The 13,863-nt window shown below is 35.3% G+C and carries 16 protein-coding genes and 1 pseudogene; 11 read left to right on the top strand and 6 right to left on the bottom strand.

Annotated elements, in window-relative coordinates; genetic code table 11:
• Positions 1–3 precede the first annotated feature (3 nt).
• The 3 genes from ABWU47_RS01720 to ABWU47_RS01710 form a co-directional block, all read right to left on the bottom strand.
• Entirely contained in the window at positions 4–825 is an 822-nt protein-coding gene (locus ABWU47_RS01720) for a hypothetical protein (RefSeq protein ID WP_077188415.1), read from the bottom strand.
• Between the two features lie 78 nt (positions 826–903).
• Positions 904–1,851: a ferrochelatase gene (hemH, locus tag ABWU47_RS01715; protein WP_077188414.1), complete on the bottom strand. Its 948-nt coding sequence runs from the start codon at positions 1,849–1,851 to the stop codon at positions 904–906.
• Positions 1,852–2,649, bottom strand: coding sequence for a hypothetical protein (locus ABWU47_RS01710; RefSeq protein ID WP_077188413.1), 798 nt, complete (start codon positions 2,647–2,649; stop codon positions 1,852–1,854). It lies immediately after the preceding gene.
• 113 nt (positions 2,650–2,762) lie between these two features.
• Here ABWU47_RS01710 and ndk point away from each other — a divergent pair, with 113 nt between their 5' ends.
• From ndk to ABWU47_RS01685, 5 genes are all read left to right on the top strand, one after another.
• Positions 2,763–3,182 carry a nucleoside-diphosphate kinase gene (ndk, locus tag ABWU47_RS01705; protein ID WP_006279846.1) on the top strand — a complete coding sequence of 140 codons (420 nt, stop codon included), beginning with the start codon at positions 2,763–2,765 and terminating at the stop codon, positions 3,180–3,182.
• Between the two features lie 541 nt (positions 3,183–3,723).
• Positions 3,724–3,876 carry a hypothetical protein gene (locus ABWU47_RS01700; RefSeq protein WP_353285732.1) on the top strand — a complete coding sequence of 51 codons (153 nt, stop codon included), beginning with the start codon at positions 3,724–3,726 and terminating at the stop codon, positions 3,874–3,876.
• Positions 3,877–3,939: 63 nt separating this feature from the next.
• Entirely contained in the window at positions 3,940–4,269 is a 330-nt protein-coding gene (locus ABWU47_RS01695) for a transposase (RefSeq protein WP_049973609.1), read from the top strand.
• Positions 4,253–4,888: a transposase gene (locus tag ABWU47_RS01690; RefSeq protein ID WP_353285731.1), complete on the top strand. Its 636-nt coding sequence runs from the start codon at positions 4,253–4,255 to the stop codon at positions 4,886–4,888. Before ABWU47_RS01695 ends, ABWU47_RS01690 begins: the two co-directional genes overlap by 17 nt.
• Positions 4,885–5,007, top strand: a complete 123-nt coding sequence (locus ABWU47_RS01685; protein ID WP_353285730.1) for a hypothetical protein — start codon at positions 4,885–4,887, stop codon at positions 5,005–5,007. Before ABWU47_RS01690 ends, ABWU47_RS01685 begins: the two co-directional genes overlap by 4 nt.
• A 102-nt stretch (positions 5,008–5,109) precedes the next feature.
• Here the strand turns inward: ABWU47_RS01685 and ABWU47_RS01680 are convergent.
• A protein-coding gene (locus ABWU47_RS01680; protein WP_353285762.1) for an IS5 family transposase occupies positions 5,110–5,894 on the bottom strand; the annotation gives its coding sequence in 2 pieces (ribosomal slippage) (positions 5,110–5,573 and positions 5,573–5,894; 786 coding nt in all).
• Between the two features lie 172 nt (positions 5,895–6,066).
• On the opposite strand from ABWU47_RS01680, the pseudogene ABWU47_RS01675 reads away from it, so the two are divergent.
• The 6 genes and pseudogenes from ABWU47_RS01675 (at position 6,067) to ABWU47_RS01650 (ending at position 12,131) form a co-directional block, all read left to right on the top strand.
• Positions 6,067–6,918, top strand: a pseudogene (locus tag ABWU47_RS01675) (IS630 family transposase).
• Between the two features lie 138 nt (positions 6,919–7,056).
• A protein-coding gene (locus ABWU47_RS01670; RefSeq protein WP_238513981.1) for an IS5 family transposase occupies positions 7,057–7,841 on the top strand; the annotation gives its coding sequence in 2 pieces (ribosomal slippage) (positions 7,057–7,378 and positions 7,378–7,841; 786 coding nt in all).
• Between the two features lie 87 nt (positions 7,842–7,928).
• Positions 7,929–8,090, top strand: a complete 162-nt coding sequence (locus ABWU47_RS01665; protein WP_010082071.1) for a DDE-type integrase/transposase/recombinase — start codon at positions 7,929–7,931, stop codon at positions 8,088–8,090.
• Positions 8,083–8,247 carry an IS3 family transposase gene (locus ABWU47_RS01660; RefSeq protein ID WP_353285729.1) on the top strand — a complete coding sequence of 55 codons (165 nt, stop codon included), beginning with the start codon at positions 8,083–8,085 and terminating at the stop codon, positions 8,245–8,247. Before ABWU47_RS01665 ends, ABWU47_RS01660 begins: the two co-directional genes overlap by 8 nt.
• Positions 8,248–8,461: 214 nt before the next feature.
• On the top strand, positions 8,462–11,038 hold the full coding sequence (polA, locus tag ABWU47_RS01655; protein ID WP_353285728.1) for a DNA polymerase I: 2,577 nt from the start codon (positions 8,462–8,464) through the stop codon (positions 11,036–11,038).
• Between the two features lie 49 nt (positions 11,039–11,087).
• The gene (locus ABWU47_RS01650) at positions 11,088–12,131 is read left to right on the top strand and encodes a hypothetical protein (protein WP_077188387.1); all 1,044 of its coding nucleotides are present in this window, start codon (positions 11,088–11,090) and stop codon (positions 12,129–12,131) included.
• 20 nt (positions 12,132–12,151) lie between these two features.
• Here ABWU47_RS01650 and ABWU47_RS01645 read toward each other — a convergent pair whose 3' ends face one another.
• Both ABWU47_RS01645 and ABWU47_RS01640 read right to left on the bottom strand, forming a co-directional pair.
• Complete coding sequence (locus ABWU47_RS01645) at positions 12,152–12,931, bottom strand: exodeoxyribonuclease III (RefSeq protein ID WP_006279450.1); 780 nt, start codon at positions 12,929–12,931, stop codon at positions 12,152–12,154.
• Positions 12,931–13,638, bottom strand: a complete 708-nt coding sequence (locus ABWU47_RS01640; RefSeq protein ID WP_077188389.1) for a uroporphyrinogen-III synthase — start codon at positions 13,636–13,638, stop codon at positions 12,931–12,933. The genes ABWU47_RS01645 and ABWU47_RS01640 overlap by 1 nt, the downstream gene beginning before the upstream one ends.
• Positions 13,639–13,863 lie beyond the last annotated feature (225 nt).

Below are 13,863 nucleotides of genomic sequence, written 5' to 3'. Positions count from 1 at the left end.
CCCTTACATTCCCACAGCGTTACCATCGGGCAGATCATTACCATCATTACCGTGCTGAATATGGTTATGGCCAGCACTATCAAGTTCAGTGGAAGGATCATCATTGACAGGTTGTTGAAACAATTTGTCAAGCTGAACTGCCAGAAATACTGCACTATATATTATGCTAACTGTTACGCTTAAGTTGAAATTATAGATTATACCATTACCTAAGTTTATTGGTATGGTTGCAGTCTCCATTCTTTTTAATATGAAGTTTAACAAACCTAATGACAAAGTTAATGTGCTGATAATAAGGTCCTTCTTACACTTAGCAGACTTTTCAGGATCCTTATTATCTAGGTATTTTCTCCATGAATAATAGTAGCTTATAGGTTCCGAAATAAACAGAAATAGGATCGTTGATGTTAAGTGAATGTGACTTATTACGTCTGCATTACTCCTAGTAAAAAAATGGATGACTTTCAACATCATCAATGCTTCTATGATGCTGCTTGCAAGATTAGCCGATTTACCCACAATTTTTGCCAGCTCTTTTTTACTCTCAGGGTTTCTGTAATCCTTAATTAGATCCTGTAGAGTAAATGCAGAATGGGCAATGTATAGAATAGATGTCGGAAACTTTACTAGTCGAGCAACATTCCGTATAAGAAAGATATTGGATCTATTATTGTCAATGAACTCGCAGCAAAATTGCAGTGAAATCTTACACAATAGGGCTGTTAAACCTGTTGTGATGCAGATTGCCTTCCTGATATCATGATTATAAGCATCATGTACCTTTTGTGCAACCGTATTTGATTTTTCTTTTAGCTTGCTTGGCATGAAATAGTTAATAAAATAATAACTTTCTGTTATTCTATCACATAAAATCCTAAAAGAAAAGCACTATAAATCAGGGCTTTAAGGGAGATTTATGCATAAATCAGCCAAGCATTTAATAAACAAAGAATCGGCACTGAGAGTTGGCACGCGAAAGTAATATCCATCCTTGATAATTGCTTTATATTCTATATCAAGTTCAACTAGAGTTTCTGAATGCTCAGAAACAAAAGATATAGGTGATAGAACTACAGGTACACCATCAATTTTTGCGCGTAATAGCTCACTTTCAGTGCTTGGCTCTAGCCAGTTTACAGGACCAATCTTACTCTGATAACATATTGACCAATCTAAGTTATTAATAGCTAACTTTTCTACTATTAACTCTACGCTTCTTTCTACCTGTGAAGCGTAAGGGTCGCCTTTTTTAATAATACTAAGAGGTAAGCTATGGGCTGAAAATAGGACTCTTGGTTTACCGATTTTGCTAGCCAATTTATAGTACTTAGCTATCAGATTAGCGTGATCTTCAATAAAATCTTGGTTATCATAATAACGGTAAATCATTTTTGTATTGCATTTTAGGCCATACCGTTTAGCATTTTTTTGCCAATTCTCGATGGATGACAGAGTTGTGGTAGTTGAATATTGTGGATACAGTGGCAGCAGAATCACTTCATCAGGATCAAACTGTTTTACACTTTCAATAACTTCGTCAGCAAATGGACGCCAATAGCGCATGCAGATGAATACCTTGTGTACATGGTTTCTATTTTCGTTTAATTTTAGTTCTAAAGCATTAGCTTGCATTTTTGTATTCTCTAGAATTGGCGATTTACCTCCAATTTCCTCGTATATTTTTCGTGCAGTATTTTCTCGTTTCGCAGATATAAACTTTGCTAAAAGAAACCGAAAGGGATTCGGTAGATTGATTATTCTCCTGTCATAAAAAAGGTTGAATAAAAAAGGACGGACCGCATTTAGTGAATCAGGCCCGCCAAGATTAAATAAGATAACTGCCTTTTTCACCTACGCACTACTACAACAAGTTACTTTCGGGGTACCTATAAAATTAGCTACACACTCATCAAATTTAGTTATAGGCACTAAATTTCTCACATTTGCATACAATAAGTGGCCAAATCTCTGCATGTTACTCTGTGTGGATTCAAAACTTCTATCAAAAAACAGATCAACACAAAAACTTGGCACGGTTTCAAGAAGTTCAACAGCAGCTAAAGATAGCATTATACAACTTTGCAGGACCTTCAAAAGAACCTTTAGAGGGAAAAGTAAAACTTTAACGAAAAGAGAGGTGCTACTCGTTTCATTCAGTGGTTGCCCTGAATTGGGCGAATTATACTCGATGTGTTTTCTATTTTGATCAAAAATAGGAAATTTTATAGTATCTTTCTTAAATTCCGCGTCTATTTCTTTTCTACTATGGTTAGTGATTTTTTCCATTAACTTCTCACGCAGATGAAAAGTTCTGACAATAAAACATGTGGCAATCATTAAGGCAGCACATAAAAGTGCGCATTGCATGAGGCTCATACTGCCTAGCATAGCTGGCAGTGCAAAACAAACAAGCGGTGCTATGATTGTCATTTCAAGAAATGGAATAGTGTTTCTTTTCATTGCAAAGGCAGCACCTTCTTTTAATTTTGTATTATGATGTGAACTATATTCCAAATAACTTAAAAATGCCAGACTAAAAGTCAAAAACCCTTTTGTTCCACACAAAAGCGATGACTTAAAGTTACTTACTAATTTTTTAGTAGTAGATTCAGCTTGTTTAGTAGTGTTATTTTCACAACATTTACCCATACAATACCTCCTTGATGATTTGTCCTTAATTATAGATAAAAAATCACTTCTATGAAATTAAAATTTGTAATAAAATAAATCTATAAATGTACTATTCTATATAAGGAAATAATATGGCAATTGAGAAGACACTTTCAATCTTAAAACCTGATGCAGTAAAAAATAATATTACAGGCAATATAAATTCCTACATCGAACAATCTGGGCTGAAAATCACAGCACAAAAAATGATGTTACTAACAAAAAAACAAGCAGAGCTGTTTTATGAAATTCATAAAGATAGGCCTTTTTTTGGGGAATTAGTAGAGTTTATGACCTCTAGTTCTGTGGTAGTTCAAGTTTTAGTTGGTGAAAATGCAGTAAGTAAATACAGACAAATCATGGGAGCTACCAATCCAAAGCAGGCAGATAAAGGCACAATCAGGGGTGATTTTGCTGATGATATTAGTGAAAATAGAGTCCACGGCTCGGATAGTCTAGAAAATGCTCGTAAGGAGATAGCTTTCTTTTTTGCTGAATGTGAGTTGGTGTAGTTAACTCAGATTGGCGTCATCCAAGTAGCTGACAACATAGAAACGAAAAAACTTCCTTGACAAACCTCACCAGCCCCCTTATCATGAAACTGAAGCTATTGTATTTGCTTTCGCCAATCTGCAGATTAAAAGGTAAGGATTACTTAATGTATCGGCGTCTTATGTTCAATTTTTTGCAGTATATAGATACTGTATGTCTTTACAAAGCTTCATCTACATCTAGGTTTTTATCTAAATAAGCTGAACGCGCTTATAAAGCGTTACAAGACATCAAAAAATGCCAATACTCGACAGAGATAGTAAAAGACTAGCTAACTCGGGGGTTCTTTGTCTTTTTTTCTGCTTAGTAAATTTCTTAAACATTTGCAGCGTAAGTTAGTTGCAATTAAAAGCGGCTGAATCTCGCTTGTCAAGCGTTTAAAACATAAAAAACGCCAATATTTTAAAGCGGATAATAACCCCAGGGCTTCTTTTGCCTTTTTTTTTCATTTGGTAAATTTCTTAATATTTATAGCTAAAGTAATTTAAAAGTCCGTGAAGGGTGTCATGCCAGTGCTTGACACTGGCATCCAGTTTTCCATATAATCTCATCAAAAATGTTTATTTTCTAGCTACTTTTATACTTATCAACCCAGTATGCTTACTTACAATTAAAATTTCTGGATCCCAGTGGGCTTTGTTGCATAGCAACTGAAAAATCTGGTGGCTACTGACAAAATTCATTATAAAATAGCCATTTAACCTTGAAAGAAAAAATATGCCACAAAAAATGAGGGTCAGTAACCATAGCGAATATAACAAATTTCTAGAAAAAAGAGGAAATATTTTTCATTATACCAACGAAGCCATAGAAAAGTGGTACGAGAATGGTCCAAAAATACCAGGTGGCAACAATATTTATAGCGATAAAGTTGTAATTTTGGTGCACATAATAACTTGTTTATTTAGAATAGGCCTGAGGCAAACAGTTGGGTTTATAGCAGGATACCTTGAGCAAATTGGGAAAAATTTGCAAGTTATCAGCTATTCACAATCATCAAGAAGGTTTAAGAAACTCAATATTAAGATCAATGATTGCAGAAAATAATACGGAAGATATCGAAATTGCTATAGACAGTACAGGAATTAGTATATACAACAACACTCCTGGTCATAGCAAAGAAAATAGCGAAGATAGAAAGTATCGCAGCTATGAACAGACAAGAAAATTGCATGTAATGTTGAATACAAACAGCAAAAAAGCCATAGCTGTAAAATACAGTAACGGTGTCTACTCTGATCACTATGGAGCTTGTGATTTGCTAAAAGAAGTCGATTTTCAGTATGTCATAAAAGTACTATATGCAGATAGGGCATATGACAGAGAAAAGCTCTATAAGCTGTGTAATCAATATGGTATAAAAACGAAAATTCCTCCGAAAAACAACGCAGCAGAGCATCCAAAATTGGATTATATGCTTGATAGAAATGCCGCTATTCAGTTAATGAAATTACATGGTGAGAATGGTATAAAAAGATGGAAAGAAGAAGTAAATTACGGAAAAAGATCGTATATTGAAGGATTTTTCTCAAGGTTGAAGCGAATATTTGGGTTTAGTTTTAGGAGCAAATCTGAAATTAATCGTGAGAAGGAACTGCTACTCAAGTGTTATTTGCTTAACAAATTTACTGAAATAGGCATGGCTAAGTTTGAGATAGCTTCATGAATTTATTGTACGTTACCTACTATCCGAAGAGCGATGCAACAAAGCCATCCCAGTGTCTGGGCACTGGGATGACAGCTAGCCTGACAACCGTCATCCCGCTACTTGTTAGCGGGATCTAGAGATACCGAGAATGAATCGCGGTATGACGTAGGACTGCTGTCATTCCAGTCTGGAATCTAGTTCTTATTGTACATTTAGAGGTTGTCCGGAAACAAGTAAATTCAAGCATATTCCCTCTTTAACATAACCCTACTCATAGCTAGGTATATGAAATTCTCAGTGGATGTTGTGAGTAAATCATACTCCTTCGATAGCCTTCTATTCCTATTAACCCAAGCAAAAGTCCTTTCTACAACCCATCTTCTTGGCTGTACTTTAAACCCTTGTTCTCTTGTTGGTAGTAGCTCAGGTGGCGTATCTTTGTGCACCCAAAATCTACATGGAGGCCTTGTAACAATTTCAATATCTATGTCATATTCTTCCTTTATGTGATTCTTTAAATTTCTTCCTTGGTATCCCATGTCAGCCCACATTTTTTTAACTTTAGTATATTTTGTTCTCATATTGTTTAATGCTATTTTAATACCATCTCTATCATTTTCGTTAGCAGCGCCTACGTAACAACCTAGTATAAAACCCTGAGTGTCTGTAATTATATGCCTTTTTCTACCCTTTACTTTTTTACTTCCATCATAGCCTTTGATCCCCCCTTTTCTGTAGTCTTTACAGATTGACCATCTACTATACAGGCACTCGGCTGCTCATTCCTTCCTATTTTTCTTCTACTATATTTTGTAATTTCATAATTCATTTTCTCAAAAATTCCCTGCTTCTTCCATTGCCTGAACTGCTCATACACAGTCTTCCATAGCGGAAAATCATTTGGTAAATACCGCCATTGACACCCTATACGCAATACATAGAAAATTGCTTCTAATATTTCTCTTTTGCTATACTTTGGCGGCCTTCCTCCTTTCTTGTATGATACTCTGAAGTGTTTTTCTATTCTTGCCTATTCCCTTTCGCTTAGATCTGTTGGATACTTTTTTCTCATCTTTACCCCGTACTAAAATTTCAGATATTATAGCCTTTTACTTGTTTCCGGACAACCTCTTATAGCTCTTTCCATAAAAGTCCGGATGTGATAGGATAAGGGTAGATGATGATAAGGAGGTTGAATGCCAGCAGCATATAGTTATGATTTAAGAAAAAAAGCAATGGAAGCGCTAGACGAAGGAGAAAGCAGAGAAACAGTGGCAGCAAGATTTAAGATTGGACGAACTACTTTATGGGAGTGGCAGCAAAGAAGAAAAGAAACAGGAGACTTTCAATCAAAAAAACTTGGAAATGGGGGTTACAATCACAAAATTACCGACTGGGGTACCTTTGCCAAATTTGCCAGAGAACACGGAGGAAAGACTCTATCGGAAATGGCTAAACTTTGGAACAACGTTAGTATCCAAACGATCTATCGAGCCCTTAAAAAAATTGGATTTACGCGCAAAAAAAGACATATGGATACAAGGAAAGAAACGAAGAAAAACGTGCTGAATTTTTGAAAATTATAGCGACAAAAGAACCTAAAAACTTAGTGTATATAGATGAGTCTGGCATTGATAACACCGAAGACTACCCCTACGGATATTGCCAGAAAGGACAGCGGTTTTATGCCTTAAAATCTGGAAAGAAAACTCAACGAATCATTATGGTTGCAGCCTTAAGTGGAAGAAAGATAGTTGTTCCGTTAACCTTTGAAGGCCACTGTAATATGGATGTTTTTAATGGATGGTTTGAGCAATTTTTGACACCGATCTTGGAACCTGGACAGACTGTCATTCTTGACAATGCTACTTTTCATAAGTCTGATAAAGCTTGCTAAAGGGGTTGGTGCAGAAATTTTGTATCTGCCGCCTTATTCTCCAGATTTCAACAAAATTGAGCATCATTGGTTTGCTATAAAAAACAGAGCCAGGAAAAACATTCCTCTATTCGAATCCTTTCGTCGTGCTGTTGATTCTGCCTTCCTATGACCTGTTCGGACTATTATGAGAAATGCTATAAGAGGTTGTCCGGAAACAAGTAAAAGGCTATAATATCTGAAATTTTAGTACGGGGTAAAGATGAGAAAAAAGTATCCAACAGATCTAAGCGAAAGGGAATAGGCAAGAATAGAAAAACACTTCAGAGTATCATACAAGAAAGGAGGAAGGCCGCCAAAGTATAGCAAAAGAGAAATATTAGAAGCAATTTTCTATGTATTGCGTACAGGGTGTCAATGGCGGTATTTACCAAATGATTTTCCGCTATGGAAGACTGTGTATGAGCAGTTCAGGCAATGGAAGAAGCAGGGAATTTTTGAGAAAATGAATTATGAAATTACAAAATATAGTAGAAGAAAAATAGGAAGGAATGAGCAGCCGAGTGCCTGTATAGTAGATAGTCAATCTGTAAAGACTACAGAAAAGGGGGGATCAAAGGCTATGATGGAAGTAAAAAAGTAAAGGGTAGAAAAAGGCATATAATTACAGACACTCAGGGTTTTATACTAGGTTGTTACGTAGGCGCTGCTAACGAAAATGATAGAGATGGTATTAAAATAGCATTAAACAATATGAGAACAAAATATACTAAAGTTAAAAAAATGTGGGCTGACATGGGATACCAAGGAAGAAATTTAAAGAATCACATAAAGGAAGAATATGACATAGATATTGAAATTGTTACAAGGCCTCCATGTAGATTTTGGGTGCACAAAGATACGCCACCTGAGCTACTACCAACAAGAGAACAAGGGTTTAAAGTACAGCCAAGAAGATGGGTTGTAGAAAGGACTTTTGCTTGGGTTAATAGGAATAGAAGGCTATCGAAGGAGTATGATTTACTCACAACATCCACTGAGAATTTCATATACCTAGCTATGAGTAGGGTTATGTTAAAGAGGGAATATGCTTGAATTTACTTGTTTCCGGACAACCTCTTACATCAAAACCAAGGAGGGATGGCTATATTTGGCAGCAATAATTCTCACGTATGGTAGTTAATGAGTAGTGCAATAAATAAACAATTGGTTATGAACTCTTTATTAATGGCCATTAATAGGCGTAAACCTGTTAAAAATCTACTGCTGCACAGTGACCAAGGTTCACAATATACTGCGCAAGGGTATCAATATCTCTTAGCTGTAAAGAATATAGATGAGTAATAAAGGCTGTTGTTACGACAATTCTGTTGCAGAAAGCTTCTTTAGCTCATTGAAAAGAGGAATACTTATTGATACTTCACAACACTCTGCTCAACAAACTAGAACTGCAATATTTGAATACATAGAAATTTTTTATAACAAACAACGTCACTATTAACTATTGCATTCCAGAACAATTTGATGCATCATTCTTTTTGTAAAAAACATTCCACACTTTCTCTCCACTTTTTCTGGGTAAGGTCATATGTGTACATCCCCATCATGAATGCTATTTTCGGTAAAATCTCTTACAACGCTCAAAAGCAGAAAAACAAAAACTTGATTTTCTCAGCTAAATAGTGGACCATCAAAAGCACGCATAAATATCTACAATGAAAGAAAAAACTTTCACAATCATCGATGGCTATGGTTTTCTTTTCAGAGCTTACTATGTACTACCTCACTTAACTACCACAACAGGAATGCCAATAGGTGGTGTATATGGCTTTCTGAATATGGTTCTTAAGTACATTGCCCATTCGGACTACTTAACTATAGCACTTGATGCAGGGAAAAAGAATTTTAGGCACAATTTATATCCTGAGTACAAAGCGAACAGAGTAACGCCTCCTGAGGATCTAACTCCACAGTTCACCATACTGAGGGAAGCGGTAGAAGCTTTTAACCTCAGCTATGAAGAGATTGAAGGTTATGAAGCAGATGATATAATTGCAACACTAGCTGCAAAATACGCCAACCACCAAGACTTTAAAGTGGTAGTCGTTTCATCAGATAAAGATTTATTTCAACTCTTGAACCACAATATTTTAATATTCGACCCCATTAAAAATATATATATAGATGAAAAACAAGTAATAGAAAAATTTGGCGTAAACTCACACAAGCTTCTTGATTTATTTTCTCTAACTGGTGATGCATCTGACAACATTCCAGGCGTTCCGGGAATAGGTCCGAAGACTGCAGCTAAATTACTAGATGAATTTGATTCATTGAATAATATTATAGAGAACATTGATAACATCGAGCAAACGAGGATTCGTAATATTCTTGCTGAACATAAGGAAAAAGCGCTAATTTCAAGAGAACTTTTATCACTATGCGAAAAAGTAGACCTTCAACATGATATTGCAAAATGTGAAGTTCGCCCTCCAAATATGGAAAAACTATTATCCTTTTTAAAGAAGTATGAATTCAATTCTTTAATAGGTAAAATGGAAAAGCTTTTTTCCTATAATGGGTCTAGCACAAAAGAGAAAATAGAATATAGTAGTGAAGAGTTAGAGAAATTTTTGGAGCATTGTAGATATGAAGGCAGAATTGCAATTCATTGCCACTTTGAAGACAACTTATTAAATAAAATTTCCTTATCTTATAGCGAAAGTAATATTTTTTATATAGAGCAAGACAGCATACAAGATGCACTCATTATAATTAACTCAACTTTACTCTCAAATGGGGCGCTTAAAATAATACATAACATTAAAGAAATCAGGAAAATCTTCCCTACAGTAGAGAAGATGCTAGATTCAGTTGATGATTTGATGATAATGTCGTATAGCTTGGATACAGGAAAACACGATCACAGTATTCCAAACATAGTTGCGCATAATTTGAGTGAAAATGCAGAAATTTTCTCGGCAAAAACTTTAATAGCAATTCATGAAAAGCTAAAGCAAAGGTTATTTCAGGAAAAATTGTTCACAATTTACGAGCGCTTCGATAAGCCACTTATGAAAGTAATATTTGATATGGAGAAAAATGGGATATTACTGAACATACAAAAATTACAGGAGCTGTCCGATAAATTTCAGCAGGTAATTGCCGTGCTTGAAGATGAGATATATAATTTGGCAGGAGAAAGATTTAATATTGCTTCGCCAAAACAATTAAGTGATGTTTTATTCAACAAAATGGGGCTTAATAAAAAGAAAAAGTCAAAAAAATCTGGATCGTATAGCACCAATTATGAAGTTCTAGAGGCACTCGAAGAAGAAGGGGTAGAAATCGCAAGTAAAATCTTAAATTGGCGACATTTAAGTAAATTAAAAGGCACCTACACTGATGCATTAATAAAGCAAGTTGATCCACTTGATGGTAGAATACACACAAGCTTTTCAACGACTGCAACTGCAACTGGAAGGCTGAGCTCCAGCAATCCTAATTTACAGAATATTCCTATCAGAAGCGAAGAGGGAAATCTTATCAGACAAGCATTTATTGCGCCAAAAGGGCATAAGATAATTTCTGCTGACTATTCGCAAATAGAATTAAGACTCCTGGCACACGTTGCAAACGTTGCAGCATTTAAAGAAGCTTTTGCAAACGGACAAGATATTCATGAGATCACCGCAAGGCAAGTTTTTGGAGTGCAAGAAATAGATGAGCAATTAAGACGCAAAGCAAAATCCATCAATTTTGGAATTATATATGGCATTAGCCCATTTGGTCTTGCAAAGCGGCTTGGAATTACCATTGCGGAAGCTGCTGAATACATTAATTACTATTTTTCCTGTTACCCAGAAATAAAGGCCTATATGGAAAAAGCAGTGTCTATCGCAAGATTGCATGGTTATGTAGAAACTTTGTTTGGCAGGAGATGCTTTGTAAGAGACATAAACAATACAATTCCTTATATAAGACAATTTGCAGAAAGGGCAGCAATAAACGCACCACTGCAAGGAACCGCTGCTGATATAATAAAACGTGCGACAATTCAGCTTTTTGACCAATTGAAAGTAGGTAAAATAATCCTCCAGGTTCACGATGAACTACTGGTTGAAGTAGAGGACGAAAAGGTACAAGAAACAGCAAAACTTATGAAAGATATAATGGAAAATGCAATAGAAATTTCTGTACCACTTGAAGTAGAAATAAAAGTTGGCGACAACTGGGCTCTTAATTATGACTTAAACATCGTGGATTCTAGGAGTATAAATCATTTGAACTAATACGAAAAATATGTTAGAATAAAACATAGCAAATGCAAATAGGTCAGCCATGACAGGCCCACAAGTAAAAAGTTCAAAACCTCCAAAGTTACCTACTCAGGTAACTAACGAAGATGAGAAAATTTTTGAAAAAGAGGAACATCAGGTAATCCATGATGCCTTTATACAATTGCTAAAAAACAAAGTACAACCTAAAGAATTAAAGGAAGATGACGAGGCAGTACTCGCTTTCATGCTAAGTCAGAATCAAATTATATTCAATAATGTCAAGCTAGAAGATGTAGAACCACTCAGTGAAGAGAATTTTTCTCAGTTTTTACTTTCCGTATTTGAGAAAATTAGAGAGAAAAAATTAGCTAATGAAGAGAATTTAGAAAATGGTAAAATAAAAGAAGTAGTAGATGACTGTGTAGCTGATATACGCGGTACAGAAGCTAAAGATTCATCCATAAAGTTTGTATTGGAAATGCTGCTGCTGCTAATTGGAGGGATCAAAATAGACCCGAAAAATATTTCTGGCTCCTTTATGGATGGGATGAAAGAAAAAATACCATTCTTAGGTAAAGATAAAAAAGAAGAGGATGAACCACCACTCAGTGATGAAGAGATGGTAACAACGTTCTTAAGCAAGATCTTTTTTCCTGTCCTTCTTTCCACTATTCCAATGTTAATTTTTGGTCCTACTACACTCGGAGTAGTTCTTACTGCTATCGGCACAATATTTGCCATAAAAGGAGGAGTGGAGGTTCTTTTTTCAAATAACAAAAAAGGTACTTTGTATGACCCTAACTCACAAGATAAAAATGATACAGAAAAGAGAGAAAAACTGAATGGAAAAATTCTCGAGGGCATTGATGATATTTTAAAAACCCCAGTTACAGAAGTTGAGAAAGGCACCTCTGTTTCTGAACAAATTTCCCAAGGAAAAGAAAAGAGTGAACAACAGCCTGTTCCTGAACAAATTTCCCAGAGAAACAACAGGGAAAACGAAAAGAGTGAGCAGCGCGATCAATCTTGGACAGGAAAGGAAAACAAACGAAGGGAAGAACCACAGAGCAGCAAAGGTAAGACTACTCAGGTTTGCCAAAAGTGAATTGTGTAAGAGATCTGCTATTATTCTATAGCACATACAACAGGAGTATGGTCAGACGGATTTTCTAGCTTACGCAATCTATCATCTATGTAGCATGTTTCCAATTTATCTACAGCTTGTGGTGATAACAGCATATAATCTATTCGCATTCCTTGATTATTTCTGAGTGAATTGCCTTGATAATGCCACCAAGTGAATTGTTGCAAATTTGGGTGAGATATTCTAAACGCATCTTTAAACCCAAGATTCAAGATCGCTCTTAACTTCTCACGTTCTCTTATATGAAAGCACACTTGGCCATTCAATAAGTTTGAATCAAAGACATCAATTTCATCCGGTGCAACATTATAATCGCCAGCTATAATAGTTAACTCTTCATTCTTTAACAAAGTGCTCATCCTTTCATATAGATTATCAAAAAACTTGAGTTTATATTCAAATGCTTGAGAGTCCGGGCTTTGACCGTTTGGAACGTATACACTTCCCACCCTTACCTTCTGATTATTGTGCTTTATTATGCACTCTATATAACGCGCTTCTTGATAACCTTCTACGATATCAATCTTAAACTTCTCCAGTATCGGATATTTAGATAAAACACAAACCCCATTTCTTGCAACTTGTCCATAGACAGCACATTCATATCCCAGCTTCTCTATCTCTGCATAAGGAAATTGCTCTTCCATACATTTTATCTCTTGCAGCAAAATTATATCTATCTGACTATCAACTATAAAACTACAAAGTTGGTTAACTCTTTTACGTATGGAGTTTACATTCCAAGTTGCAATCTTTAGCATCAACAATCCTTATTAATTATATCAATTAAACTCTCCCCAGTAGGCAACCTCGATGTTATAATTTTTTTCCATTTGATTAACTTTAAACTATCAGCAATGTTTTTACTCATAGTATATGCAACTGTATTATTCATCACATGAGATAGCCCACTTTTTAGAACTAATGAACAAAATACCCTTGCTGTCTGTGAGGAAAAAAAAGCAACACTACCAATTTTACCATCCAACAGTAAATTTTTACACCTATTAGTTAGACTCCTTTTAATGATTGTTTTATAGAGTACAACTTCTCTTACGTTAAAATCTTCTTCAGATAATCTCTTTTTTAGGTCACATGATACTTCTTGTCCCCTTATATACAAGAACTTTATTGCGTTTGAATAATGAGCTTTTATGAATGATATCAGACCATCAACGTTGCTGTCTGCTGAGATTATATCAGAAAATCCCAAATTTTTTGCAGCCTGCATGGTTGAATTACCAACTGTAATAATCGGAAAGTCATCCTCTTTGCATATTTGACTAAAAGCCTTTACACTGTTTTTACTTGTAGATATCACAACGTCAAATTCGTACGCAGATATATCAGGATTTAAGTACTTTATTGTGAATACTGGTTCTATAAAAACTTTGTATCCATACTTTCTCAATATATTTCTTGTATTGAACGAGTCCAATAAAGGCCTCGTTAATAAAATAGACTTCATTCTGATTTATTTCACTACTAGTAAAATAGTACCCTTTATACACAAATTACTGAATAAAAACTTTTATTTTGATAGCTTGAGCAATTATTCAAGTAATTGATGTGGAAGTAGGAGTACTAAGCGCTCCTACCCCAATAAGCCCACAATTTCTGCTTACACTTTTTTGACGCTAATTACATCGAACTCTTTTGAATGGCTTCCTTCAGTGGAATTATATAGCTAATA

It is taken from the genome of Wolbachia endosymbiont (group A) of Gastracanthus pulcherrimus, from assembly GCF_964028265.1.
Taxonomy (GTDB): domain Bacteria; phylum Pseudomonadota; class Alphaproteobacteria; order Rickettsiales; family Anaplasmataceae; genus Wolbachia; species Wolbachia pipientis.
This window is presented reverse-complemented; position numbering and strand designations above follow the sequence as displayed.

What these genes read in the sequence shown, in the direction of transcription:
- ABWU47_RS01685 (WP_353285730.1), top strand. Translation starts at nt 4,885, where the DNA reads ATGAATTTATTGTACGTTACCTACTATCCGAAGAGCGATGCAACAAAG.
- polA (WP_353285728.1), top strand. Translation starts at nt 8,462, where the DNA reads ATGAAAGAAAAAACTTTCACAATCATCGATGGCTATGGTTTTCTTTTC.
- ABWU47_RS01665 (WP_010082071.1), top strand. Translation starts at nt 7,929, where the DNA reads ATGAGTAGTGCAATAAATAAACAATTGGTTATGAACTCTTTATTAATG.
- ABWU47_RS01690 (WP_353285731.1), top strand. Translation starts at nt 4,253, where the DNA reads ATGATTGCAGAAAATAATACGGAAGATATCGAAATTGCTATAGACAGT.
- ABWU47_RS01695 (WP_049973609.1), top strand. Translation starts at nt 3,940, where the DNA reads ATGCCACAAAAAATGAGGGTCAGTAACCATAGCGAATATAACAAATTT.
- ABWU47_RS01720 (WP_077188415.1), bottom strand. Translation starts at nt 825, where the DNA reads ATGCCAAGCAAGCTAAAAGAAAAATCAAATACGGTTGCACAAAAGGTA.
- ABWU47_RS01660 (WP_353285729.1), top strand. Translation starts at nt 8,083, where the DNA reads ATGAGTAATAAAGGCTGTTGTTACGACAATTCTGTTGCAGAAAGCTTC.
- ABWU47_RS01640 (WP_077188389.1), bottom strand. Translation starts at nt 13,638, where the DNA reads ATGAAGTCTATTTTATTAACGAGGCCTTTATTGGACTCGTTCAATACA.
- ndk (WP_006279846.1), top strand. Translation starts at nt 2,763, where the DNA reads ATGGCAATTGAGAAGACACTTTCAATCTTAAAACCTGATGCAGTAAAA.
- ABWU47_RS01710 (WP_077188413.1), bottom strand. Translation starts at nt 2,649, where the DNA reads ATGGGTAAATGTTGTGAAAATAACACTACTAAACAAGCTGAATCTACT.
- ABWU47_RS01650 (WP_077188387.1), top strand. Translation starts at nt 11,088, where the DNA reads ATGACAGGCCCACAAGTAAAAAGTTCAAAACCTCCAAAGTTACCTACT.
- ABWU47_RS01645 (WP_006279450.1), bottom strand. Translation starts at nt 12,931, where the DNA reads ATGCTAAAGATTGCAACTTGGAATGTAAACTCCATACGTAAAAGAGTT.